The organism is Actinocorallia populi, assembly GCF_002995495.1.
In the GTDB taxonomy this organism is placed as follows: Bacteria; Actinomycetota; Actinomycetes; order Streptosporangiales; family Streptosporangiaceae; genus Actinocorallia; species Actinocorallia populi.
Window position 1 is genome coordinate 231,023 of the sequence record NZ_PVZV01000010.1, and the last position, 23,576, is coordinate 254,598.

The following is a 23,576-nucleotide window of genomic DNA, read 5'->3' on the forward strand; positions in this document are numbered from 1 at the left end:
TGGGAGCACCATGGAGCTGATCCTGATCCGGCACGGGGAGAGCACCGGGAACGCGGCACGGCGCGCGGCGCTGCGGGCGGGCGCCGAGGTCATCGACGTGCCCGAACGCGATCCGGACGTGCCGCTGTCGCCGCACGGCCGGGAGCAGGCGGAGTCGCTCGGCCGCTTCCTGGCCGGGCTGGAGCCGCCGGAACTGGTCGTCTCCTCCCCGTACGCGCGGGCGCTGGAGACCGTCCGCCTGGCCACCGGGCGCGCCGACGTCCGGCTGGACGAGCGGCTGCGCGACCGGGACATGGGGGTGTTCGAGCGGCTGACGCCCGCGGGGATCCGGGCGCGCTTCCCCGAGGAGTGGCGGCGGCAGCGGGAACTGGGCAAGTTCTACTTCCGCCCGCCCGGCGGGGAGTCGTGGGCCGACATCGCGCTGCGGCTGCGCTCCTTCCTGCGGGACCTGCCCGCCGGGGGCAGGGTGCTGGTCTCGACCCACGACGCGGTGATCCTCGTCTTCGCCTACCTCCTGGAGGGCCTGTCCGAGGCCGAGCTGATGGAGCTGGAGCGCACGAGGCTGGCCAACTGCTCGGTCTCGCTCTGGCGGGACGGGGAGCGGCTGGTCTTCAACGAGGTCTCCCACCTGGAGTGAGGCTCACACCCCGAAGACGCGGGCGCACAGCTCGGTGCACCGGTCGGCGAGCTCCCCGGGCGCGGCGGGGTACCGTCCGGCGAGCCAGGCGGAGATGAGGCCGCCGACGCCCCCCACGCAGAACAGGGCGTGGCCGCGGAAGTCGCCGGGGGCCACCGAGCTCACGCCCGCGGCGACGGCGTCGGCGACGGCCAGCAGCGCGTCGTGGCGGCGGGTCTCCAGGGCGGGGCTGCCCGCGGGGTCGGTGAAGGCGACCCTGGCGTACCGGGGGTCGTCGGCCAGCGCGGTGAACAGGGCGAGGAACATCGTCCGCATGACGGTGCGGGGCTCGCCGGTGAACGGGGCGGCCGGCAGCCCGCCGGTCAGCTCGTCCCTGACCCGGTCGAAGACCGCCAGCAGCAGGGCGTCGCGGTCGGTGAAGGACTCGTAGAAGTAGCGGTCGGTCAGCCCGGAGCGGGCGCAGACGCCGCGGACGGAGACGCCGGACCAGCCGAGCTCGCTCCACAGGTCCAGGGCCGCCGCCAGCAGCCGCTCCCGGCGTTCGGCGACGCGCTGCTGGGGGCTGCGGCCCCGGTAGGCCCGTGTGCTCATCGTGCATCATCTTGCCCCAAGTTATTGACGACGAGCGTCCTCAGATTAAAGGCTGTGCGGCATGACCTACGGCGTGTTCGAACCCCTCCTCGAAGAACGCTCCTACGACGTCACCGAGATCGAAGGCGCCGTCCCCGAAGGGCTGCGCGGCTCCCTCTACCGCAACGGGCCCGGCAGATGGCAGGTCGGCACCACCCTCCTGGACTGCATCTTCGACGGCGACGGCATGGTGTCGCGGTTCACCTTCGACCAGGGGCGGATCACCTTCCGCAACCGCTACCTGGACACCCCCCAGTACCGGGCCAAGCGCCGCTGGCGCGCAGGGGTCGGCACGTCCACCGGGATACCGATGCCGCCGGCCAACACCGCCAACACCAGCCTGTCGTTCCACGCGGGCGACCTGATGGCCCTGTGGGAGGGCGGCAAGCCCACCCGGATCGACCCGGACACACTGGAGACCTACGGCCTGCACGACTTCGGCGGGCGGCTCAAGGGCCTGGGGATGTGGTCGGCGCACCCGCGGTTCGACCCCGCCACCGGCGAGATGTTCAACTTCGGGCTGAAGTTCCTGCCGACGCCCGGCTTCCACTGCTACAAGACCGACCGCGAAGGACGGACGAGCCGGATCGCCTCCGTCCGGGTCAAGGGGCTGCCCTGGACCCACGACTTCGGGCTCACCGAACGGCATCTGGTGTTCGTGCTCGGCCCCGCCACCCCGAACGTCGGCCAGATCCTGCGCGGCCGCTCCGCGGTCTCGGCCCTGCACTACCGCCCCGAGCAGCCGACACGGTTCCTGCTCGTGCCCCGCGACGGCGGCGAGCCCCGGATCGCCGAGCACGCCGCGACGATGGGCACCCACATCACCAACGCCTACGAGGACGGCACGGACACCGTGGTGGAGGTCGTCCGGTACCCCGACTTCACCCTGCTCAAGGCGGACCTGCGGAACTTCCGGGAGAGGTTCCACCTGACCCGCCCCAACAGCCTCGCCCGCTACCGCATCACCCCGACCCGGGTGATCGAGGAGCAGCTCACCGACCACCCCTGCGAACTGCCGCAGTTCGACTGGCGGCGCTCGACGCGCAGGCACCGGTACAGCTACCTGAGCGGCTGCCACGCCTCCGAGGGGCTCTTCGACGCCGTGCTGAGGGTCGACCACGAGACCGAGGAGGTCGCCTCGCACGTGCTCGGCGACTGCGTGGGCGAACCCGTCTTCGTCCCCCGCGCCCCGGACTCCGCCGAGGACGACGGGTGGCTGCTCTGCGTCGTCTACCGGGAGGCCGACCACCGGTCGGGGCTGGCGATCCTCGACGCGCGGAGCCTGGACCTCCTGGCGACGGCGTGGCTGCCCCACCACATCCCCTACGGCTTCCACGGGATCTTCACCGAGCGGCTGCCCGGGTCGTGAGCGCGGCGCGTTCGCCGACGGCGGCGGGGCACGCGACAATGGTCGGCGACCGACGACCCGAGGAGCCGCAGATGCGCACGTTCGCCGACCTGGACGAGTTCGCCACCGCCGTGGGAGAGGAGCTCGGCCACAGCGAGTGGCAGGAGGTCACCCAGGAGCAGGTGGACAAGTTCGCGGACGCCACCGGCGACCACCAGTGGATCCACGTCGATCCCGAGCGCGCCGCCGCCGAGGGCCCCTTCGGCGGCACCATCGCCCACGGCTACCTGACGCTCAGCCTGGTGACGGCGCACGTCATGCAGACCTTCACCATCGAGAAGCTGTCCATGGTCGTCAACTTCGGCCTCAACAAGGTGCGCTTCCACACCCCCGTCCCCGTCGGCGCCAAGATCCGCGCCAGGGCGACGCTGATGGACCTGAAGAACTCCCCGGCGGGCCGCCTGGGCACCCTCAAGGTCACCATGGAGATCGACGGCCAGCGCCGCCCCGCCTGCGTCGCCGAGGTCCTCGCCCTCTACCGCAACGACTGAGGCCCGTCACGCGTCGCGGGCGCGCAGCGCCGCCCAGCCGCCCGCGACCGCGGCGGCCGCCCACAGGAGGAGCACCGGCAGCGCGGTCCCGCCGCCGTAGGGCTCGCCCGCCCGGGTCATCAGCACGGCGCCCGCGACGCTCGGCGTGTACTCGCCGGCCGTCTCCAGCCAGCCGACGCCGGTGACCTTCACCAGCTCCGGCAGGACCAGCAGCACCATGATGATCGTCGTGATGGTGCCGGCCGCGCTGCGGAACACCGTGCCGGTACCGATCACGAGCACCGCGATCAGGGCCAGGTAGACGCCCGTGCCGAACGCCGCCGCGGCCAGCTCGCCGGCGGTGTAGGCGCCGTGCTCGCCCGCGAAGACGGCGGTGACCAGCGTGCCCAGCACGCAGAACACCGTTCCCGCAGCCGCTGCGACGGCCGCGACGACCGCCGTCTTGGCCAGGAGCATCCGTCCCCGTACGGGGACGCCCCGCAGCGTGGCGCGGATGGAGCCGTTCGCGTACTCGGCCGTGGTGGCGAGCGTCGCCATCACCAGCACCGCCAGCTGGACCAGCATGATGCCCTGGGCCGCCAGGTGCGGCGCGGGCCGTGCCACGTCGAAGCCGTTCTTCTCGCTGGCTTCGACCGACATGCCGATGACCGCCGCGAACACCGCGCACAGGAGCACGCCCGCGGCCAGGCTCCACCAGGTGGACCGGACGCTCCAGAGTTTGGTCCACTCGAACGCGATCGCGCCCCGGAGGCCGCCGCCCTTGGCGGGGGTGGTGAGCCGAAGTGCCGTCGTCATCTCGTTCATGCCTTCCGGTGGTTCGCGGCGGTGGGGGCGGTAGAGCCGTATTCCACGCTCTCGGCGGTGAGTTCCATGTACGCCTGCTCCAGGCTGGCCATGCGCGGGCTCAGCTCGTGGACGGGGACGCCGCACCCGAACGCCGCATCGCCGATCTCCTCGGGGGTGCCTCCGGTGACGAGCAGCGCCCCGCTCTCCGGCGTCACGGACATCCCCGCGGCCCGGAGCCGCCGCTCCAGCGTCTCGGGACGGGGCGTGCGGACCAGGACGGCGTTTCGCGAACTGCCCGCGATGACCTCCCCGATCGGGGCGTCGGCGATGAGCCTGCCCCGCCCGATGACCACCAGGTGGTCGGCGGTCTCCTGCATCTCGCTCATCAGATGGCTGGAGACCAGGACGGTGCGGCCTTCGGCGGCCAGGGAGCGCATCAGCTCGCGCACCCAGCGCACGCCGTCCGGGTCCAGGCCGTTGACCGGCTCGTCGAACAGCAGCACGCCGGGGTCGCCCAGCAGCGCGGCGGCGATGCCCAGGCGCTGGCCCATGCCGAGCGAGAACGAACCGATCCGCTTGCCGCTCACGGAGGCCAGGCCCGCGGTCTCCAGCACCTCCTCGACCCGGGAGGCGGGAATGCCGTTGCTGCGGGCCAGGCCGAGCAGATGGCGGTACGCCGAAGACCCCGGGTGCCCGGACCCTGCGTCGACAAGCGCCCCCACCTCGCGCAGCGGATGCCGAAACGCCCGGTAGGGCTTGTCATTGATGAGCGCGCGGCCCTCCGTCGGCGCGTCCAGGCCGACGATCATGCGCATCGTCGTCGATTTCCCCGCCCCGTTGGGGCCGAGGAAGCCGGTGACCTTCCCGGGCCTGATCTGCGAAGAGAGGCCGGCCACCACCGTCTTCTCGCCGTGGCGCTTGCTCAGCCGATCCAAAATGATCATCGTGTGCGGGCTCCTTTTCCGACTACACGAGGAACCTAGGAGCCCGCCTCCCCGCCGGGCATCCGGCGATCGGCACCGGTCTTCTCCGTCTTTCGACGGAGCCGGCCGCGACGGCCGGGCCGTCCTCAGCGGCGGATGAGGCCGAGATCGGTGGCCGCGGCGACGGCGGCGGTGCGGGAGTCGACGCCGAGCTTCACGTAGACGCGGGCCAGATGGGACTTGACGGTGCCCTCGGTGAGGTGGAGCCGCTCGGCGACGCGCTGGTTGGACAGGCCCTCGGCGACCAGTCCGAGGACCTCGGTCTCGCGGCGGGTCAGCGAGCTGTGCGGGGCGCGCAGGCGGTTCATGAGACGGTCGGCGACGGCCGGGGCGAGGATGGTGCGGCCGGCCGCGGCGGTGCGCACGGCGGCGGCCAGGTCCTCGGGCGGCGCGTCCTTGAGGATGTAGCCGGTGGCCCCGGCCTCGATGGCGGGCAGGGTGTCGGCGTCGGTGTCGTAGGTGGTGACGATCAGGACGCGCGGGGCCGCGGGGCGGGCTGTGATCGCGGCTGTGGCCTCGGCGCCGTTCATCCCCCCGCCGAACTGCAGGTCCATCAGCACCACGTCGATGTCGCCGGCGGCGGCGCGCACGACGGCCTCCTCCGCGGTGGCGGCCTCGGCCGTCACCGCCATGCCGGGTTCGGTCTCCAGCACGGCGCGCAGCCCGGCCCGCACCACGGGGTGGTCGTCGGCCAGAAGGAGGCGGATCGGGTCCCCGGTCATGGGCGTGCCTCGGATTCGGTGTCGGCGAGCGGGATCCGGGCGGCCAGGGCGGTGCCCCGGCCGGGCGCGGACGTGACGGTGAGGGCGCCGCCGAGGGCGTCCAGCCTGGCGCGCATGGCGGCCAGGCCGAACCCGCCGCCGTCCGGACCGGGCTCGGGCGGCAGGTCCGCGTCGAAGCCCGCGCCGTCGTCGACGACGTCCAGGGCCACCCGGCCGCCCGGATAGCCGAGGGAGACCTCGGCGTTGGCGGCGCGGGCGTGGCGGACGGTGTTGGCGAGGGCGGACTGGGCGACGCGCAGCAGGGCCACCTCGTACGCGGTGGGCAGCGGCACGGGGTCGCCGGTGAGGCGGAAGGCCACGGCGAGCCGGTGGCGGGCCGAGGTGGTGGCGCACAGGCGTTCCAGCGCGTCGGCCAGGGTGCCGGCCGCCAGGGCCGGCGGGCTCAGGGCGGCGACGAAGCGGCGGGCCTCGGCGAGGTTGTCCACGGCTGCGTGGCGGGCCTGGTCCACGTAGCGGGCCGCGGTCTCGGGCCGGCCGGGCAGGGCGCGTTCGGCGGCGCGCAGCAGCAGCTGGATGCTGGACAGCCCCTGGGCGAGGGTGTCGTGGATCTCGCGGGCGAGGCGTTCGCGCTCCTCCAGGACACCGGCGGTGTGCTGGGCGGCGGCCAGGTCGGCGCGGGTGGCGGTCAGCTCCTCGATGAGCTCGCTGCGGCGTTCGCTCTCCCGGTAGAGGGCCTGGTAGCCCAGCACCACCGCGACCGCCACCGCCGCGCCGAGCGCCGGACCGATCACGGTGGCCGGGCCGACGGCTCCGGTGTGGACGGTGAAACCGGTGATCGCCGCGAGCGCCGTCGCCGACACCGCTGCGATCCCGGCGCGGCGCGGCAGCAGGTGGAGCTGCAGGAAGTACAGCGGGAAGGCGACCCACACCCCGTCGGCGGACAGCGCCAGCAGCACCAGCCAGACCGCGCCCGTGGCGGCCAGCCACGACGCCGCGGCGCGCCGGGACCGGGTGACCGCGGGCAGGAGCGGGCCCGCGGCGTACACCAGCGCGCACGCCCCGGCCGCGGCCACGACCGCTCCCGCGCCCGGCACGCCCCCGGCCACGGCGCGGACCGCCGTCAGGGCGAGCAGGCCGACGATCAGCAGGTGCAGGCACCAGGTCAGGGCCCTGGTGGTGGGAGTCAGCGCGTTCACGATCGTCCCAGCCTACGAACCCGTTCCCCCTCCTACATCCATCGAAAGACACAACCCCGCGGCCTCCTTCCGGCCCGCGAAGACTCCTCCTCCGCCGGATGCCCGGACCCGGTCCGTGCGGCGACGGTGGAGGCGCACCGTTTCCGCCGACGGAAGGGAAGGTCCGGAAAGTGTTCGTCGCCTGGAGGGACCTGAAGTTCGCCAAGGGGCGGTTCGCCCTGATGGCAGCCGTCATCGTGCTGATCACCCTGCTGGTCGGCCTGCTGTCGGGGCTGACCGCCGGGCTGGCCCGGCAGAACGTCTCCGCGATCACCGGCCTGCCCGGGACGGAGATCGCCTTCGCCGCCCCCGGCGGCGGGCAGGACCTGTCGTACTCCGGTTCCGCCGTCACCCGCGGCCAGTGGGAGCGCTGGGCCGGGGTCCCCGGGGTGCGAAGCGCCGAGCCGCTGGGGATCTCCACCACCAGGGCCGCCGCCGGCGGCAGGACCGCCGGGGTCTCCGTCTTCGGCGTCGAACCCGGCTCCGCCCTGGCTCCCGCGGGCGAGAAGATCCGCGACCGCGCGGCGGTGCTGTCCGCCACCGCCGCCGCCGGCCTCGGCGTGCGCGCGGGCGGCACCTTCACCCTCGCCGGACGGGAACTCACCGTGGCCGCCGTCGCCGGTGACGCCTTCTTCAGCCACACCCCGGTCATCTGGACCGCCCTGGACGCCTGGCGTACGACCGCCCCGCCCTCCGGCGGCTCCGGCGGGCCCGAGGCGACCGTGATCGTCCTGAACACCGGCCCCGGCGCGGACCTCGCGGCCGCCGACCGGGCGGCGGGCACGAGGACGGTCTCCAGGGACGCGTCCTTGGCCGCGATCGGCTCCTACGCCTCCGAGAACGGCTCCCTGCAACTGATGCGCGGCTTCCTGTTCGCCATCTCCGCCCTGATCATCGGCGCCTTCTTCACCGTGTGGACCATCCAGCGCAGCGGCGACATCGCCGTCCTCAAGGCGCTGGGCGCCTCCACCGCGGGCCTGCTGCGCGACGCCCTCGGCCAGGCCGCCGTCCTGCTGACCGGCGGCACGCTGGCCGGCACCGCGATCGCCGCCGCCGTCGGCGCGGCCGTCTCCCGGGGGGACGTGCCCTTCCTCCTCACCCCCGCCACCGTCCTCCTCCCGGCCGCCGTGATGATCCTCCTCGGCGTGCTCGGGGCCGCCCTGTCCGTCCACCGCATCGCCTCCGTCGACCCGCTGACCGCACTGGGGAGCACCCGATGAGCCTCGACCTGCACGACGTCACCCTCACCTACCCCGACGGCGACGGCCGGCTGACCGCCCTCGACCGCGTCACCCTGAACGTGCCCGGGGGCGGCCTCACCGCGGTCGTCGGCCCCTCCGGGTCGGGGAAGTCCAGCCTCCTCGCCGTCGCAGCCACCCTCATCGCCCCCGACCGCGGCACCGTCGTCATCGACGGCACCGAGACCACCGGCATGACCCGCGGCGAGCTCACCGGGCTGCGCCGCCGCAAGGTCGGCATCGTCTTCCAGCAGGCCAACCTCATCCCCTCCCTCACCGCCGCCGAACAGCTCCAGGTCATGGCCCGCCTCGACGGCCGCTCCCCCGCCGGGGCCAGGACCCGCGCGATGGAGCTGCTCGAGGCCGTCGGCCTCGCCGGCCAGGCCGCCCGCCGCCCCCACGGCCTCTCCGGCGGCCAGCGCCAGCGCGTCAACATCGCCCGCGCCCTGATGAACGACCCCGCCGTCCTCCTGGTCGACGAGCCCACCAGCGCCCTCGACCACGAACGCGGCGCCGCCGTCATCGAGCTGATCACCGGCCTCACCCGGCGGCGGGGCACCGCCACCGTCCTGGTCACCCACGACCGCGCCCATCTCGCCGCCGCCGACCGGATCGTCCAGGTCCACGACGGGCGCCTCCGGCACACCGCCGCCCCCTGATCCTCTGTCTTTCGACAGATCCGGACCCCGGCGCCGCTCTTATAGCCTGCTGGAATGCAGCGACGGCAGCCGTTCGACCGGAAGGACCTCCTGCTCCCGGCCCTCCTCCTGGCGCCCTCGGTGCTGGAGAGCAGCACCCTGACCGAGCGGCCCGCCGCGTCCGCGGGCGCGGCCGCCGTCATCGTCCTGGCCGCCGCGGTGCGGCGGGCCTCCCCCCTGTACTCCCTGCTCCTGACCTCCGCGCTGGTCCTCTTCACGCTGTGGCTCGACGGGAGCATGTGGACGTTCCTGGCCTGCTTCGTCCTGAGCTGCCTGGCGGGGCGGCGGGGGACCGGGCTCGGGGCGGCGCACGCCGTGTTCGCCCTGACGGGGACGGCGGGCGCGGTGCTGGTCACCGCCTCCGGGGAGACCGAGAGGCTGATCACCCTGCTGATGCTCGGGTTCGCCGGCTGCGTCCTGCCGTGGTGGGCGGGCGACTGGTGGCGGCAGCGCTCCCGGCTGGCGGAGGCCGGGTGGGAGCGGGCCGAGCGGCTGGAACGCGAGCAGCTCTTCGCCGCCGAGCAGGCGCGGCTCAGGGAGCGCGCGCACATCGCCCGCGACATCCACGACTCCCTCGGCCACGAGCTCAGCGTGATGGCGCTGCTGGCGGGCGGTCTGGAACTCGCTCCCGACCTGCCCGACCGGCACCGCGAGTCCGCGGCCCGGCTGCGCGAACGCTCCACCCTGGCCATCGAGCGGCTGCACGAGGCCATCGGGCTGCTGAAGGACGGATCGGCGGGGCCGTCCGGCGAAACCGTCGCCGAGCTCATCCGGCGCTTCGAGCATTCCGGGACACCGGTGCTGCTGGAGGAGGAGGGCGACGACCCCGGGTCGTCGCCGATCGCCGAGCGCGCCGTCTACCGGGTGGTCCAGGAATCGTTGACCAACGCGGCGAAACACGCGCCGGGCTCGGCCGTCGCCGTACGGGTGGAGCACACGGACGAGGGCATCGAGGTGTCCGTCCGCAGCGGGCGGCCGGAAGGGGATCGCCCGGCCGGCGCGGCGGGCGGCGGCTCCGGGCTGATCGGGCTGGACGAACGGGTCCGCCTGGCGGGCGGGCGCCTCGTGGCCGGTCCCACCCCGCAGGGGTTCGAGGTCGTCGCACGGGTGCCCCGGACCCCGTCTCCGGCCGCACGGCCCTACGACGACGCCCCCGCGGACGTCCCCGTGCTCCCGGAGCCGGGCGGGTCCGCCACCGCGCTGCTGCGGGCGAGGACGCGGCTGCGCCGCGGCGTCCGTCGGGCCGCGCTGGTCCCGGTGCTGATCGGCATCGGACTCGTCGCGCTGCTCGTGGGGTTCCAGGTCGCCACCTCGGTGAACACCGCCGTGGCGACGGCCGACTACGACCGGATGCGCGTAGGGCAGCCGCGCGCCGAACTCGTCCCGGTGCTGCCGTCCCACTGGTTCAGCGAGCCCCCGCCGGTCATCGTCGAGCCCGCGATCCCGGACGGGGCCGCGTGCGAGTACTACCGGGCGGGTCACGACATCCTGCAGACCACCGAGAAGATGTACCGGTTGTGCTTCGAGGACGGGGTGCTGGTGTCCAAGGACGTCCTGCGCGGCGGCGGCATCCCTGGAGGGAACAGATGATCCGGGTACTGATCGCCGACGACGAGGGCATCGTCCGGTCCGGGGTCCGCGCCATCCTGGCCTCCGACCCCGAACTCGAGGTGGTGGCCGAGGCCGCCGACGGGAGGGAGGCCGTCGAGCTCGCCGGCCTGCACTCCCCCGACGTGGCCCTCCTGGACATCCGGATGCCGCGCCTGGACGGCCTCGGCGCGCTGGAGGAGCTGAAAGCCCTCGTCCCGAGGACCGCGGTGGTCATGCTCACCACCTTCGGTGAGGACGGATACATCACGCGGGCGCTCGACCGGGGCGCCTCGGGTTTCCTGCTGAAGGCGTCGGACCCGCGCGAGCTGGTCGCGGGCGTCCGCGCCGTGGCGTCCGGAGGCGCCTGCCTGTCGCCGCTGGTGGCGCGGCGGCTCATCACCGAGCTCCGCCGGGAACACGTGCGCCCGGAGGCCGGGACCCGGGTGGCGGCGCTGACCGCGCGCGAACGCGAAGTGCTGGCCCTCCTGGGCGGCGGGTTGTCGAACGGCGAGATCGCCCGCCGCCTCCACCTGGTGGAGGGGACCGTCAAGACCCACGTCAGCGCGATCTTCCAGCGGCTGGGGGTCCGCAACCGGGTGGAGGCGGCGATCGTCGCCTACGAGGCGGGGCTGGTGCGGGCCTCGGGACCGCGCTGACGGAGCCCGTGGGGCGTCCGGGCGTCCTCGAGGCCCGCCGGGGCCGTGCGGCTACTTCAGCTCCGCCAGCGCCGTCTCGATCGCCCGGTGGAAGGTGGGGTAGGCGTAGATCATGTGCTTCAGGGCGGAGACCGGGACCCTGCCGTGGATCGCGACGGCCAGGGCGCTCATCACCTCGCCGCCCGCCGGGCCCGCGGTGGTGGCGCCCACCAGTTCGTCCCCGGCGGCCACCAGCTTGATGAAGCCCTCCGCCTCGTGGATCCAGCCGCGGCTGGAGGACGACAGCGGCGTGCAGCCCGTGCGCACGTCCAGGCCCTTCTCGCGGGCCTGCGCCTCGGTGAGGCCCACCGCGCCGACCTCCGGGTCGGTGAACGTCACCCGCGGCAGCGCGCGGTAGTCGGCGGGCGGCCCGTCCTGGCCGAGGATGTCGCGGACGGCGATCGCGGCCTGGTACATCGACACATGGGTGAAGGCGCCGTGGCCGGTGACGTCCCCGATCGCCCACACCCCGTCCGCGGCGCGCATCCGCTCGTCGACGGTGATCGTCCGCGCGGACTCGTCCAGGCCGATCTTCGCCACGCCGAGCCGACCCAGGTCCGTTTTGCGGCCGGTGGCGACCAGGAAGCGCTCCGCCTCGAACGAGCGGCCGCCCGCCTCCACGGTGAACCGGCCGTCGGAGTACCCGACCCGCTCCGCCTTCTGCCCGGTGTGGACGGCGATGCCCTCCCGCTCGAAGACCTGCGCGACGAGGTCGCCCGCCTCCGGCTCCTCGCGCGAGAGCGGCCGCCGGCCGCCCTCCAGCACGGTGACCCGGGTCCCGAACCGGGCGAACGCCTGTGCCATCTCCACGCCGATCGGCCCGCCGCCCAGCACCAGCAGCGACTCGGGCGCCCTGGTCGTCTTGACCGCCTCCCGGTTCGTCCAGAACGGCGTGCCCTCGAGCCCCTCGATCGGCGGCACCACGGGCTCGGTGCCGGGGTTGAGCACGACGGCGCGGCGCGCGCGCAGCACCCGCTCCCCCACCGTCACCTCGCGGGGCCCGCTGACGCGCCCGAACCCGCGGACGAGCCGTCCGCCCTTGTCGGTGAACCTGTCGGCGGCCGCCTTGTCGTCCCAGTCGGCCGTCGCCTCCCGCAACCGCGCGGCGACCGGATCCCACGACGCCCGGACCTTCGCCTCCCCCGCCAGGCGGTTCACCCGCCGCGCCTCGGCCAGCGCGTCCGCCGCCCGGATCATCATCTTGCTCGGGATGCACCCGTAGTACGGGCACTCTCCCCCGACCAGTCCCGCCTCGACCCCGATCACGTCCAACCCGGCCTCGGCCAGCCTCCCGGCGGCGTCCTCCCCACCGGGTCCCATCCCCACGACCACGACATCCACTTCAGTGACTTCAGCCATGATCCATCCCTACCCGCTCGGGGCGGCTCACAGCTTGAAATCTTGTGAACCGGGCGGTTTCGGCCTGAGCTCCGGGCCGAACCGCGGTCCGGGCCGCGACGCCCGGAGAACGCCGTGGCGGACGCCGGCGGGAACGTGGAAGCGCGGGGACTCCCGGCGCCGCGAACACGAAGACCCGGCGTCCCCGTGAGGGGGCCGGGTCCGCGGTGGGCCGGACGCCTAGTTGCGGGCGGCGGAGGCCATGGCGGCCTGGACGAGGCGGCGCTTCTCGCGCAGCTTGCCGAGGGCCTCCTCGAGGATGGCCTGGCCGTCGGCGTCGGAGCGGCGCTCCTTCACGTAGGCGAGGTGGGTCTTGTAGGGCTCGTTCTTGGGAGCCGCGGGCGGGTTCTGCTCGTCGGTGCCGGCCGGGAGGCCGCAGCGGGGGCAGTCCCAGGTCTCGGGGACCTGGCAGTCGCTGGCGAAGCTGGGGCGGGTTTCGTGCTTGTTGGCACAGTAGAAGCTGATGATGACACGGGGGGCGGCCTCGCCGCGCTCCGCCTCGCCCATCGGGCCGGCGCCGACCCTGCTTCCGCGAATGGCACTGCCACTAGCCACGGACACTCCTTGATTGATAACCGCGCACCGGGAGCTCGCGCTCCCGGTGCGCCACTGTCGTACGTCTTCGGCTCGGGCGCCGACGGAGGGTCAGTTGCCCTGAGCCTTGAACAGGAAGCCGAGCACCACGATCGAGGCGAACCAGATGACCCCGGTGGCGACCGTGAGACGGTCCAGGTTGCGCTCGACCACCGACGACCCGCCGAGCGAGGAGGAGATGCCGCCGCCGAACATGTCGGACAGGCCCCCGCCCTTGCCCTTGTGCATCAGCACGAGCAGGACCATGAGCAGGCTCGTGATGATCAGCACGATGGAGGTTGCAAGAATCACAGCGTCAGCGCCTTCTGGCCATCCCCGCGCCGGACGCGGGGCTCGAATAGTAGGACGACGGACAGGCGAATCGGTTTACCTGTCGTTATGAAGGGTACGACGAACCAGTCTGTGGTTCAGCAGAACCCAGCTGTCACACGGGCAAGTTTGGCTCAACCCGCCACCGGGAGCTCCCGGTATCGGCAGATCTTGACGAACTCCTCGGCGTCGAGCGCGGCTCCGCCGATCAACCCGCCGTCCACGTCGGCCTGCGCCATGAGACCCGTCACATTCGAGGACTTCATCGAGCCACCGTAGAGGACGCGGACGGTCTGGGCCACCTCGGCGTCGTAAAGCTTCTCCAGCCGGCCGCGGATCGCGCCGCAGACCTCCTGCGCGTCCTCGGGGGTGGCGACCTCGCCGGTCCCGATCGCCCAGACCGGCTCGTACGCGATGACGACGCCCTTGGCCTGCTCGGCGGTGAGCCCCTCGAGCGCGCCGTCGACCTGCGCGAGGGTGTAGGCCACCTGCTCCCCGGCCTTGCGCACGTCCAGGCCCTCGCCGACGCAGACGATCGGGATGAGGCCGTTGGCCAGCGCGGCCTTGGCCTTGGCGTTCACGATCGCGTCGGTCTCGTGGTGGTACTGGCGGCGCTCGGAGTGGCCGACGGTCGCGTAGGTGCAGCCGAGCTTGGCCAGCATCGCGCCGGAGACCTCGCCGGTGTAGGCGCCGGAGGCGTGGGCGGAGACGTCCTGCGAGCCGTAGGCGAGCTTCAGCCGGTCGGCGTCGATGAGGGTCTGCACCGAGCGGATGTCGGTGAAGGGGGGCAGGACCGCGACGTCCACCGCGTCGTAGTCCTTGTCCTTGAGCGCGAACGCGAGCTTCTGCACCAGCGCGATCGCCTCGAGGTGGTTGTTGTTCATCTTCCAGTTGCCGGCCATCAGGGGCTTACGGGCCATGGTTTCAGTCCTCCAGAGCTTCCAGGCCGGGCAGGGTCTTTCCTTCGAGGTACTCCAGGCTGGCGCCGCCGCCGGTGGAGATGTGCGAGAAGGCGTCCTCGTCGAAGCCGAGGGTGCGGACGGCCGCGGCGGAGTCGCCGCCGCCGACGACCGTGAAGGCGCCGGAGTCCAGGAGCCCCTGGGCGACCGCGCGGGTGCCGTGGGAGTAGGGCTCCATCTCGAACACGCCCATCGGGCCGTTCCAGAACACCGTCTTGGCGTCGGCGAGCCGGGACGCGAAGAGCCTGCCGGACTCGGGGCCGATGTCCAGGCCGAGCCGGTCGGCGGGGATGGCGTCGGCGGCGACCACGTCGTGCTCGGCGTCCGCGCTGAACGCGGTGGCGGCGACGATGTCGACGGGCAGGACGAACTCCACGCCCTTGGCCTTCGCGCGCTCGAGGTACTCCAGGACGGTGGGGATCTGGTCCTCTTCGAGCAGGGACTTGCCGACCTCGTGGCCCTGCGCCTTGAGGAACGTGAAGACCATGCCGCCGCCGATGAGGATGCGGTCGGCGGTCTCCAGCAGGTTGTCGATGACACCGAGCTTGTCGGAGACCTTGGAACCGCCCAGCACCACCGCGTACGGGCGTGTGACGTCCTGGGTCAGCTTCCTGAGCACGTCGACCTCGGTGGCGATGAGCCCGCCGGCCGCGTGCGGCAGCCGCTTGGGCACGTCGTAGACGGAGGCGTGCCTGCGGTGCACCGCACCGAACCCGTCGCCCACGTACACGTCGGCCAGCGCCGCGAGCTCGTCGGCGAACGCGCCGCGCTCGGCGTCGTCCTTGCTGGTCTCGGCGGCGGCGAACCGCAGGTTCTCCAGCAGCGCCACGTCGCCGTCCTTCAAGGCGGCGACGGCGGCCTTGGCGGACTCGCCGACCGTGTCGGTGGCGAAGGCGACGTCCTTGCCCAGCAGCTCGCCGAGCCGCACGGCCACGGGGGCCAGCGAGAACTCCGGCCGGGGCTCGCCCTTCGGCCGCCCCAGGTGCGCCACCACGACGACCCGCGCGCCCTTGTCGATCAGCTTGCGGATCGTCGGCAGGCTCGCCCGGATCCGCCCGTCATCGGTGATCGCCCCGTCCTTGAGCGGAACGTTCAGGTCCGCCCGGACCAGGACCTTCCTGCCCCGGACCTCGAGATCGTCAACGGTCTTCATTACCACCCCACCTGTTCGTCGTGCCGCTCTTCACCGCGGCGGTGCCGGCCCTCAAAGCCGACGTCGTGCCGTGCTCCGGGCGGAGCACGGCACGACGTCGGTCATCACCTACAGGCTCGCGCCGACGAGCTTGACGAGGTCGACGAGGCGGTTGGAGTAGCCCCACTCGTTGTCGTACCAGCCGACGACCTTGACCTGGTCGCCGATGACCTTGGTCAGGCCGGCGTCGAAGATGCAGGAGGACGGGTCGGTCTCGATGTCCTTGGAGACGATCGGGTCCTCGGTGTAGGTGAGGTAGCCCTTGAGCGGGCCCTCGGCGGCGGCCTTGAACGCGGCGTTGACCTCTTCGGCGGTGGTCTCGCGGGCGAGGGTGACGGTGAGGTCGGTGGCCGAGCCGGTGGCGATCGGCACGCGCAGCGCGTAGCCGTCGAGCTTGCCCTGCAGCTCCGGCAGGACCAGGCCGATGGCCTTGGCGGCGCCGGTGGAGGTCGGGACGATGTTCAGCGCGGCGGCGCGGGCGCGGCGCAGGTCGCTGTGCGGGGCGTCCTGGAGGTTCTGGTCCTGGGTGTAGGCGTGGATGGTGGTCATCAGGCCCTTCTCGATCCCGAAGGAGTCGTTGAGGACCTTGGCCAGCGGCGCCAGGCAGTTGGTGGTGCAGGAGGCGTTGGAGATGACGGTGTGGGCGGCCGGGTCGTACAGGTCGTCGTTGGCGCCCAGGACGACGGTGAGGTCCTCGTTCTTCGCCGGGGCGGAGATGATGACCTTCTTGGCGCCGTTCTCGGCGTGGACCTTGGCCTTGTTGGCGTCGGTGAAGAAACCGGTGGACTCCACGACGATGTCGACGCCGACGTCGCCCCACTTCAGGTTGGCGGGGTCGCGGTCCGCGAAGACCTTGATGCTCCTGCCGCCGACGATGATCTCGCCCGCGCCCGCCTTCACTTCCTCGGGGAACCGGCCGAGGATGCTGTCGTACTTGAGCAGGTGGGCGAGGGTCGCGGTGTCGGTCAGGTCGTTGACCGCCACGATCTCGATGTCGGCGCCGCTGGCCTTAACGGCGCGGTAGAAGTTGCGGCCGATCCGGCCAAAGCCGTTGATACCTACTCGGATGGTCACGACTCTCCTCAAGCGTTGCGTCTACTGCCAGGACCCTGACGCGCCCTGTTCCAGTCCCGACCCTACCGAACCGGCCGCGTGAACTCCGCCACTGGTACGGGGTGAGAACAGGGGTGAGCGCACCACCCCGGACCAGGGGAGACGGCCTCCCCGGAAGGGTGATCATAAAGGTCTAGACCGTATTGGTATAGAGGATTGGTCTAGACCAAGCGGGTGAGCAGGAACACTTGACGCGCCCGCCCCGTGCACGGGAGGGAGTGACACGGGGCGGATGGGGAATTCGTCACGGTACGAGCATGTCCGGGGTGAGATTCGCCTCTGTCCCGGGGAGTCCGAGATCGGACGCGCGTTTGTCGGCCATCGCCAGCAGCCGCCGGATCCGTCCGGCGATCGCGTCCTTGGTCAGCGGCGGGACGGCCAGCTGGCCCAGCTCCTCCAGCGAGGCCTGCTTGTGCTCCAGACGCAGCCGTCCCGCGGCGATCAGGTGCTCGGGGGCGTCGTCGCCCAGGATCTCCATCGCGCGGGCCACCCGGGCGCCGGCCGCGACCGCGGCGCGGGCCGAACGGCGCAGGTTGGCGTCGTCGAAGTTGGCCAGCCGGTTGGCCGTCGCCCGCACCTCGCGGCGCATCCGCCGCTCCTCCCAGGCCAGCACGCTGTCGTGCGCGCCCAGCCGGGTCAGCAGCGCCGAGATCGCGTCGCCGTCCCTGACCACCACCCGGTCCACCCCGCGCACCTCGCGCGCCTTGGCGTGGATCTTCAGCCGCCGGGCGGCGCCCACCAGCGCCAGCGCGGCCTCGGGCCCCGGGCAGGTGACCTCCAGGGACATCGAGCGGCCCGGCTCGGTCAACGAGCCGTGCGCCAGGAAGGCGCCCCGCCAGGCCGACTCGGCGTCGCAGGCCGCGCCCGCCACCACGTGGCGGGGCAGGCCGCGCACCGGGCGCCCGTGGTTGTCGATCAGTCCGGTCTGGCGGGCCAGGGACTCCCCGTCCCTGATCACCCGCACCACGTACCTGTTGCCCTTGCGCAGCCCGCTGGGCGCCAGCACGATCACGTCCGAGGTGTGCCCGAACACCTCGACGACGTCCTTGCGCAGCCGCCGCGCGGCCGAGCCGGTGTCGAGCTCGGCCTCGATCACGATCCGCCCGCTGACCAGGTGCAGGCCGCCGGCGAACCGCAGGATCGTGGAGACCTCGGCCTTGCGGCAGCAGGGTTTCAAGATGGTGAGCCGGCTCAGCTCGTCCTTCACCACGCCGGTCATCGCCATGGTCGATCCCTTCCTCCCGCGCCGGCCCGGTCCTGACCGGGCCCGTCAGACAGCTTCACCAGTCTCCCGGATCAGGCGACTCCCCGGTGCCGGTGGCGAAGATCTGTACGAAAGCTTGGGCCAGCAGCGCCGGATCATGACGGGGGGAACCGTCCTGCATGGCGACCTCGGCCAGCATCAGGGCGCCGCCGAGCTCCTGGACCGCCTTGTCGAGCGCCTCGGGCTCCTCCACGACGCCCGAGTCCGCCAGCACCACGTCGATCCTCAGGTCCGGCGCGTGCCGGGCCAGCACCTCCAGGTGGGCCTGCTGGGAGAAGTCGTCGGTCTCGCCGGGCTGCGGCGCCAGGTTCAGCGCCACCGCCCGGCGGGCGGGGGTCTCCACCAGGGCCCGCTGCAGCTCGGGCACCTTCAGGTGCGGCAGCACGCTGGTGAACCAGGAGCCCGGCCCGAACACCACCCAGTCGGCCTCCCGGATGGCCTGCAGCGCCTCCGGGCTGGCCGGCGGGTCCGGCGGGATCAGCGAGACGCCCAGCACCTTGCCGGGGGTGCTGGCGCAGGCGACCTGCCCGCGCACCTGGGCGATCGCGTCGGGCTGCCGCGGGTCGGCGCCCAGCACGTCGGCGACGATGTCCAGCGGCACCGTCGCCATCGGCAGCACCCTGCCCTGCGCGCCCAGCAGCCTGCCCACCCAGCCGAGCCCCGCCACGGTGTCGCCCAGCAGCTCCCACAGGGCGACGATGAGGAGGTTGCCGACGGCGTGCTCGTGCAGGTCGCCCTCGCTGCGGAAGCGGTGTTGGACGACCTCGCTCCAGGTCCGCCCCCACTCGTCGTCGCCGCACAGCGCGGCCAGCGCCATCCGCAGGTCGCCGGGCGGGATGACGCCCAGCTCGCGGCGCAGCCGCCCGCTGGACCCCCCGTCGTCGGCGACCGTCACCACGGCCGTGAGGCGGTCGGTCACCGTGCGCAGCGCCGAGAGGGAGGCGTACAGGCCGTGGCCCCCGCCCAGCGCGACCACCTTGGGGTTCTTCACTTATTCCCTGCCGAGGTCTCGATGGGCCACCTGGACGTCGATGCCCTCGTCGCGCAATCGCTGGCCCAGCTGCTCGGCCATCGCCACGCTGCGGTGCTTGCCGCCGGTGCAGCCCACCGCCAGCGTCACGTAGTGCTTGCCCTCGCGCTCGTACCCGGCGGCCAGCAGCCGCAGGACCTCGGTGTAGGAGTCGAGGAACTCCTTGGCGCCGAGCCGGCCCAGCACGTAGTCGCGGACCGGGGCGTCCCTGCCGTTCTGCGGGCGCAGCTCGGGCACCCAGTGCGGGTTGGGCAGGAAGCGGCAGTCGACGACGAGGTCGGCGTCGACGGGCAGCCCGTACTTGTAGCCGAAGGAGACCACCGTCGCGCGCAGGCTGGACTCGTCGCCGGGCTCGCCGAAGTAGCCGACGACCTTGGCCCGCAGCTGGTGCACGTTCAGGTTGGAGGTGTCGACCACCAGGTCGGCCTCGGCCCTGATCTCCAGCAGCAGCGCGCGCTCGCGGGCGATGCCCTCCACGATCCGGCCGTCGCCCTGCAGCGGGTGCGGCCGGCGCACGCTCTCGAACCGGCGCACCAGCTCCTCGTCGGCGGCCTCGAGGAAGAGCACCCGGGGCCGCACCCCGCGCTGCTCGAGGTCCTTGATCGCCGACTCGAGGTCGGAGGTGAAGGCGCGGCTGCGCACGTCCACCACGACCGCGATGCGCGGCACCGCGTTCTGCACCCGGCCGCCGAGGTCGGCCATGGTGGCCAGCAGGCCGGGCGGGAGGTTGTCGACCACGAACCAGTCGAGGTCCTCCAGGGCCTTGGCCGCGGTGCTGCGGCCCGCCCCGGACATCCCGGTGACGATCACTATGTCCGGAAGGTGTGTCCCGGTGCTCATCCCGCTCCCCCCTGGAGGGCTTCTCTGATGGTCTGCGCGGTGCGGAGCCCGATGCCGGGCACCTCCGCGATCTGCTCGGCCGTGGCCTCCTTCAGCCGGCGCACCGAGCCGAAGTGCTTGATCAGCGCGGCGCGCCGGGCGGGGCCCAGGCCCGGCACGGCGTCGAGCTCGCTGGCGGTCATCTTCTTGGAGCGCCTGGTCCGGTGGAAGGAGATCGCGAAGCGGTGGGCCTCGTCCCGCGCCCGCTGCAGCAGGTACAGGCCCTCGCCGGTGCGCGGCAGGATCACCGGGTCCTCGTCGCCGGGCAGCCACACCTCCTCCAGCCGCTTGGCCAGGCCGCAGACGGCCACGTCGTCGATCCCCAGCTCGTCCAGGGCCCGCTGGGCGGCGGCGACCTGCGGCGGGCCGCCGTCGACCACCACCAGGTTCGGCGGGTAGGCGAACCTGCGGGGCCTGCCCGTCTCCGGGTCCAGCGGGCCGCGCGGCCCGTCGTCCTCCTCGCCGGCGTCGCCGAAGCCGTAGGAGGCCAGCAGCCCCTCGCCGCCCACGCCGCCCTCGGCGGGCGGCTCCCCCGCCTTCTGCGAGTCGGCCAGGTAGCGCTTGAACCGGCGGGTGATCACCTCGTGGATGGAGCGCACATCGTCCTGGCCCTGGAACGACTTGATCGTGAAGCGGCGGTACTCGGACTTGCGGGCCAGCCCGTCCTCGAAGACGACCATCGAGGCGACGACCTCGGTGCCCTGCAGGTTGGAGACGTCGAAGCACTCGATGCGCAGCGGCGCCTGGTCCAGGCCGAGCGCCTCCTGCACCTCCTGCAGCGCGCGGCTGCGGGCGGTGAGGTCCGAGGCCCGCCGGGTCCGGTGCTGGCGCAGCGCCTCCTGGGCGTTGCGCTCGACCGTCGCCAGCAGGTCCTTCTTGTCGCCGCGCCGGGGCACCCGGATGCGCACCCGGGCGCCGCGGCTCTCCGACAGCAGGTCGTCCATGGCCTGGCGGTCCGGCGGCTCCTCGGGGACCAGGACCTCGCGCGGCACCGTGTCGTCCTCGCCGTAGCACTGCAGCAGGAAGTCCTCGACGAGCTCCCCGGTGGTGCGCTCCTCCACCAGGTCGACCACCCAGCCGCGCTGGCCCCGGATGCGCCCGCCCCGCACGTAGAACACCTGGACGGCCGCCTCGAGCTGGTCGCGGGCGAAGGCGATCACGTCGCAGTCGGTGTCGTCGCCCAGCACGACCGCCTGCTTCTCCAGCGCCCGCTCCAGGGCGCGCAGGTCGTCGCGCCTGCGGGCGGCGGTCTCGAACCGCTCGTCCTCGGCAGCGGCGAACATCTCCCGCTCCACCCGCTTGAGGAAGCGGCCGGTGTTGCCCGCCATGAAGTCGCAGAAGTCGTCGGCCAGGGCGCGGTGCTCCTCGGCGCTCACCTTGCCCGTGCAGGGGGCGGAGCACTTGCCGATGTAGCCCAGCAGGCAAGGGCGGCCGATCTGGCCGTGCCGCTTGAAGACCCCGGCGCTGCACGTGCGCACCGGGAAGACCCGCAGCAGGAGGTCGACGGTCTCGCGGATGGCCCAGGCGTGGGAGTAGGGCCCGAAGTAGCGCACGCCCTTGCGCTTGGCGCCCCGCATGACCGTCACCCTGGGGAAGTCCTCGTTCAGGGTGACGGCCAGGTAGGGGTAGGACTTGTCGTCCCGGTAGCGGACGTTGAAGCGCGGGTCGTACTCCTTGATCCAGGAGTACTCCAGCTGGAGCGCCTCGACCTCGGTGCCGACCACCGTCCACTCCACGGACGCCGCGGTGGTGACCATGTTCTGGGTCCGGACGTGCAGGCCCGCGTGGTCGGCGAAGTAGGAGTTCAGCCGGGCGCGGAGGTTCTTCGCCTTGCCCACGTAGACGACCCGGCCGTGCTCGTCGCGGAACCGGTAGACCCCCGGGGTCTCGGGGATCGTCCCGGGGGCCGGCCTGTAGGACGCGGGATCTGCCATCCCGCCAGAGTAACGGGCTCAGACGACGAAGACGGCTCCGTTCTTGACCGTTGACGGGTACTCCCGGAGCCCGGTCTTGGCGGGGCCCTTCTTGACCGAACCGTCGGTGATGTCGAACTCGCTGCCGTGGCAGGGGCAGTCGGCGATGCCGTCCTTGGGGGTGCTGACGCCGCAGCCCTGGTGGGGGCATTTGGAGGTGAAGACCTTGAAGACGCCCTCCGTCGGCTGGGTGACCAGGAGCTTGAGCTCCCCGTTCAGCCTCCCGCCGCCGACGGGCACGTCCGCGACCTTGGCGACCTCCCTGCCGGAGAGTTTGGCGGGCGCCTCCGGGCCGCTTCCGGAGGCGCAGCCGGCGACGCCCGCCAGCCCCGTCAGCCCGGCCGCGCACAGGGCCGCGCGTCGTGTGAGTTGTTCAGCCATGGGCCCATCTTGGCCGACTGTCCGCGATGCCCCGCACCGGGTCGGGTGCAGGCCCCGCCGCGGACTCGGCGGCGGAGAAGCCCCTGTTCACCGCCTGCCGGAGGCCTCCTCCGCCCTGGGTGCGCTCCCGGCCTCCCGGGACGGCTCCCCGCCCCGGTTCCGGTTGCGGAGGGCTCCCGCGACGTCGTAGGCCGTGACGGCGCCGTCGATGACGAGGATCAGCGCCCACAGCCCGACCAGGTGCAAGAGCGCCTCGGTGCGCCCGGCGTCGCCGACGTACCAGATGCCCAGCAGGAGGAGGACCGAGCCGACCGCCCAGGCGAGCAGGTGCCGCCCGAACTGCGCGGCCTCGTACCGGGCGCGGGCGGGGCCGCCCTTGGCCGGCTTGACGGGGCGGGGCGCCCCGGCGAAGCGGTGCGCGGCCCAGGCGTCCATACGTTTGATGATCTGGTGCCCGAAACCGACCGAGACGCCCAGGTAGATGGCGGCCAGGCCGTGTGCCGTGCCCGCCTCCCCGCCGCCGCGCAGGTCGAGGAACGTGGCGGTGAGCAGGAACAGGTCGACCAGCGGGACGGCCAGCAGCAGCGCGCCGCCCAGCCGGGGCGTGCGCAGCCCGTACCGGGCCAGCAGGCCCAGCGCGAGGACCACCCAGAAGGCGATCTCCGCGCCGACGATCATCGCGACCAGCATGACTCCCCCTTATTTCACACGACTGTATTTTCACTTTACAACACGGTCGTGCTATAAAAAAGGCGTGCCCAGGATCGTCGACCACGAAGCCCGGCGCAGGGAGCTCACCGAGGCCCTGTGGCGGGTGGTCTCGCGCGACGGCGTCGAGGCGGTGTCCGTACGGAACGTCGCGGCCGAGGCCGGCTGCTCCCCCGGCGCGCTGCGCCACTACTTCCCCGACCAGAAGGACCTGATCACCTCGGCCATGTCCCTGGTCAGCGAGCGGGTGACCGCCCGGATCAGGGCGCTGCGGCCGTCCGGGAGCACGCTGGAGAACGCCCAGGCCCACTGCGAGCAGCTCATCCCGCTGGACGCCGAACGCCGGTTCGAGGCCTCGGTGTGGTTCGGCTTCGTCAACCGCGCCCGCCTCGACCCGGAGCTGGAGGAGCTGACCAACGGCGTCCACCGCGACCTGCGGGCGTTCCTGGCGGGCCTGGTGCGGGCGATGGGCCTGGACGAGAGCGAGACCGGCGGGCTGCACGCCCTGATCGACGGCCTGTCGATGCACCTGCTGCTCTACCCCGGGCAGGTCGGCCCCCGGGAGGTGCGCGAGCGGCTGCGCGCCTACCTGGAACGGCTCCTGCGCGACGCGCCGTAGGCCGGGCGGCCCGTATCGGTGGCAGGCGGGGTTCGAACACGTGT

25 protein-coding genes are annotated in these 23,576 nt (G+C 72.8%); 8 read left to right on the forward strand and 17 right to left on the reverse strand.

Annotated features, from left to right (window positions below):
* Positions 1-10 precede the first annotated feature (10 nt).
* The gene (locus C2865_RS33965) at positions 11-637 is read left to right on the forward strand and encodes a histidine phosphatase family protein (protein ID WP_106402734.1); all 627 of its coding nucleotides are present in this window, start codon (positions 11-13) and stop codon (positions 635-637) included.
* 3 nt (positions 638-640) lie between these two features.
* Here the strand turns inward: C2865_RS33965 and C2865_RS33970 are convergent, their stop codons facing one another.
* Entirely contained in the window at positions 641-1,228 is a 588-nt protein-coding gene (locus tag C2865_RS33970) for a TetR/AcrR family transcriptional regulator (protein ID WP_106402735.1), read from the reverse strand.
* 61 nt (positions 1,229-1,289) lie between these two features.
* On the opposite strand from C2865_RS33970, the gene C2865_RS33975 reads away from it, so the two are divergent.
* Together C2865_RS33975 and C2865_RS33980 are read left to right on the forward strand one after the other, a co-directional pair.
* Positions 1,290-2,636: a carotenoid oxygenase family protein gene (locus C2865_RS33975; RefSeq protein ID WP_106402736.1), complete on the forward strand. Its 1,347-nt coding sequence runs from the start codon at positions 1,290-1,292 to the stop codon at positions 2,634-2,636.
* Between the two features lie 71 nt (positions 2,637-2,707).
* Complete coding sequence (locus C2865_RS33980; protein WP_106402737.1) at positions 2,708-3,166, forward strand: MaoC family dehydratase; 459 nt, start codon at positions 2,708-2,710, stop codon at positions 3,164-3,166.
* Positions 3,167-3,172: 6 nt separating this feature from the next.
* Here the strand turns inward: C2865_RS33980 and C2865_RS33985 are convergent, their stop codons facing one another.
* The 4 genes from C2865_RS33985 to C2865_RS34000 all read right to left on the reverse strand — a co-directional run bounded on the left by C2865_RS33985 (position 3,173) and on the right by C2865_RS34000 (position 6,853).
* Positions 3,173-3,961 carry an ABC transporter permease gene (locus C2865_RS33985; protein ID WP_198653795.1) on the reverse strand — a complete coding sequence of 263 codons (789 nt, stop codon included), beginning with the start codon at positions 3,959-3,961 and terminating at the stop codon, positions 3,173-3,175.
* 5 nt (positions 3,962-3,966) lie between these two features.
* Positions 3,967-4,896: an ATP-binding cassette domain-containing protein gene (locus C2865_RS33990; RefSeq protein ID WP_106402739.1), complete on the reverse strand. Its 930-nt coding sequence runs from the start codon at positions 4,894-4,896 to the stop codon at positions 3,967-3,969.
* Positions 4,897-5,021: 125 nt separating this feature from the next.
* Positions 5,022-5,657 carry a response regulator gene (locus C2865_RS33995; RefSeq protein WP_106402740.1) on the reverse strand — a complete coding sequence of 212 codons (636 nt, stop codon included), beginning with the start codon at positions 5,655-5,657 and terminating at the stop codon, positions 5,022-5,024.
* A complete protein-coding gene (locus C2865_RS34000) occupies positions 5,654-6,853 on the reverse strand; it encodes a sensor histidine kinase (protein ID WP_106402741.1) in 1,200 nt (399 codons plus the stop codon). The genes C2865_RS33995 and C2865_RS34000 overlap by 4 nt, the downstream gene beginning before the upstream one ends.
* Before the next feature lie 170 nt (positions 6,854-7,023).
* Between C2865_RS34000 and C2865_RS34005 the strand changes: the two genes are divergently transcribed.
* Genes C2865_RS34005 through C2865_RS34020 form a run of 4 tightly spaced genes read left to right on the forward strand, consistent with a single transcriptional unit; the run spans position 7,024 to position 11,074 of the window.
* Positions 7,024-8,112 carry an ABC transporter permease gene (locus tag C2865_RS34005; protein ID WP_106402742.1) on the forward strand — a complete coding sequence of 363 codons (1,089 nt, stop codon included), beginning with the start codon at positions 7,024-7,026 and terminating at the stop codon, positions 8,110-8,112.
* On the forward strand, positions 8,109-8,789 hold the full coding sequence (locus C2865_RS34010) for an ABC transporter ATP-binding protein (protein WP_106402743.1): 681 nt from the start codon (positions 8,109-8,111) through the stop codon (positions 8,787-8,789). The genes C2865_RS34005 and C2865_RS34010 overlap by 4 nt, the downstream gene beginning before the upstream one ends.
* Positions 8,790-8,843: 54 nt before the next feature.
* On the forward strand, positions 8,844-10,418 hold the full coding sequence (locus C2865_RS34015) for a sensor histidine kinase (RefSeq protein ID WP_106402744.1): 1,575 nt from the start codon (positions 8,844-8,846) through the stop codon (positions 10,416-10,418).
* Complete coding sequence (locus C2865_RS34020) at positions 10,415-11,074, forward strand: response regulator (protein ID WP_106402745.1); 660 nt, start codon at positions 10,415-10,417, stop codon at positions 11,072-11,074. The genes C2865_RS34015 and C2865_RS34020 overlap by 4 nt, the downstream gene beginning before the upstream one ends.
* A gap of 51 nt (positions 11,075-11,125) precedes the next feature.
* Here C2865_RS34020 and C2865_RS34025 read toward each other — a convergent pair whose 3' ends face one another.
* The 12 genes from C2865_RS34025 to C2865_RS34080 all read right to left on the reverse strand — a co-directional run bounded on the left by C2865_RS34025 (position 11,126) and on the right by C2865_RS34080 (position 22,895).
* Positions 11,126-12,472, reverse strand: a complete 1,347-nt coding sequence (locus C2865_RS34025; RefSeq protein WP_106402746.1) for a dihydrolipoyl dehydrogenase family protein — start codon at positions 12,470-12,472, stop codon at positions 11,126-11,128.
* A gap of 219 nt (positions 12,473-12,691) precedes the next feature.
* Positions 12,692-13,066, reverse strand: a complete 375-nt coding sequence (locus C2865_RS34030; protein WP_106402747.1) for an RNA polymerase-binding protein RbpA — start codon at positions 13,064-13,066, stop codon at positions 12,692-12,694.
* A gap of 90 nt (positions 13,067-13,156) precedes the next feature.
* Positions 13,157-13,396, reverse strand: coding sequence for a preprotein translocase subunit SecG (gene secG / locus C2865_RS34035; RefSeq protein WP_106402748.1), 240 nt, complete (start codon positions 13,394-13,396; stop codon positions 13,157-13,159).
* A 152-nt stretch (positions 13,397-13,548) separates the two neighbouring features.
* Positions 13,549-14,334 (reverse strand): triose-phosphate isomerase, encoded by a 786-nt coding sequence (gene tpiA, locus C2865_RS34040; protein ID WP_106402749.1) that lies wholly within the window; start codon positions 14,332-14,334, stop codon positions 13,549-13,551.
* 4 nt (positions 14,335-14,338) lie between these two features.
* Positions 14,339-15,526 carry a phosphoglycerate kinase gene (locus C2865_RS34045; protein ID WP_106402750.1) on the reverse strand — a complete coding sequence of 396 codons (1,188 nt, stop codon included), beginning with the start codon at positions 15,524-15,526 and terminating at the stop codon, positions 14,339-14,341.
* A 108-nt stretch (positions 15,527-15,634) separates the two neighbouring features.
* Entirely contained in the window at positions 15,635-16,639 is a 1,005-nt protein-coding gene (gene gap / locus C2865_RS34050; RefSeq protein WP_106402751.1) for a type I glyceraldehyde-3-phosphate dehydrogenase, read from the reverse strand.
* A 283-nt stretch (positions 16,640-16,922) separates the two neighbouring features.
* Positions 16,923-17,903, reverse strand: a complete 981-nt coding sequence (gene whiA / locus C2865_RS34055) for a DNA-binding protein WhiA (RefSeq protein WP_106402752.1) — start codon at positions 17,901-17,903, stop codon at positions 16,923-16,925.
* A gap of 55 nt (positions 17,904-17,958) precedes the next feature.
* Positions 17,959-18,933, reverse strand: a complete 975-nt coding sequence (locus C2865_RS34060; RefSeq protein ID WP_232835952.1) for a gluconeogenesis factor YvcK family protein — start codon at positions 18,931-18,933, stop codon at positions 17,959-17,961.
* Positions 18,934-19,812, reverse strand: a complete 879-nt coding sequence (rapZ, locus tag C2865_RS34065) for an RNase adapter RapZ (protein ID WP_106402753.1) — start codon at positions 19,810-19,812, stop codon at positions 18,934-18,936.
* Complete coding sequence (gene uvrC, locus C2865_RS34070; protein ID WP_106402754.1) at positions 19,809-21,785, reverse strand: excinuclease ABC subunit UvrC; 1,977 nt, start codon at positions 21,783-21,785, stop codon at positions 19,809-19,811. The genes rapZ and uvrC overlap by 4 nt, the downstream gene beginning before the upstream one ends.
* 18 nt (positions 21,786-21,803) lie before the next feature.
* The gene (locus tag C2865_RS34075; protein WP_106402755.1) at positions 21,804-22,205 is read right to left on the reverse strand and encodes a Rieske (2Fe-2S) protein; all 402 of its coding nucleotides are present in this window, start codon (positions 22,203-22,205) and stop codon (positions 21,804-21,806) included.
* 87 nt (positions 22,206-22,292) lie between these two features.
* Positions 22,293-22,895 (reverse strand): hypothetical protein, encoded by a 603-nt coding sequence (locus C2865_RS34080; RefSeq protein WP_198653796.1) that lies wholly within the window; start codon positions 22,893-22,895, stop codon positions 22,293-22,295.
* A 64-nt stretch (positions 22,896-22,959) separates the two neighbouring features.
* Here C2865_RS34080 and C2865_RS34085 point away from each other — a divergent pair, with 64 nt between their 5' ends.
* On the forward strand, positions 22,960-23,532 hold the full coding sequence (locus C2865_RS34085) for a TetR/AcrR family transcriptional regulator (protein ID WP_106402756.1): 573 nt from the start codon (positions 22,960-22,962) through the stop codon (positions 23,530-23,532).
* Positions 23,533-23,576 lie beyond the last annotated feature (44 nt).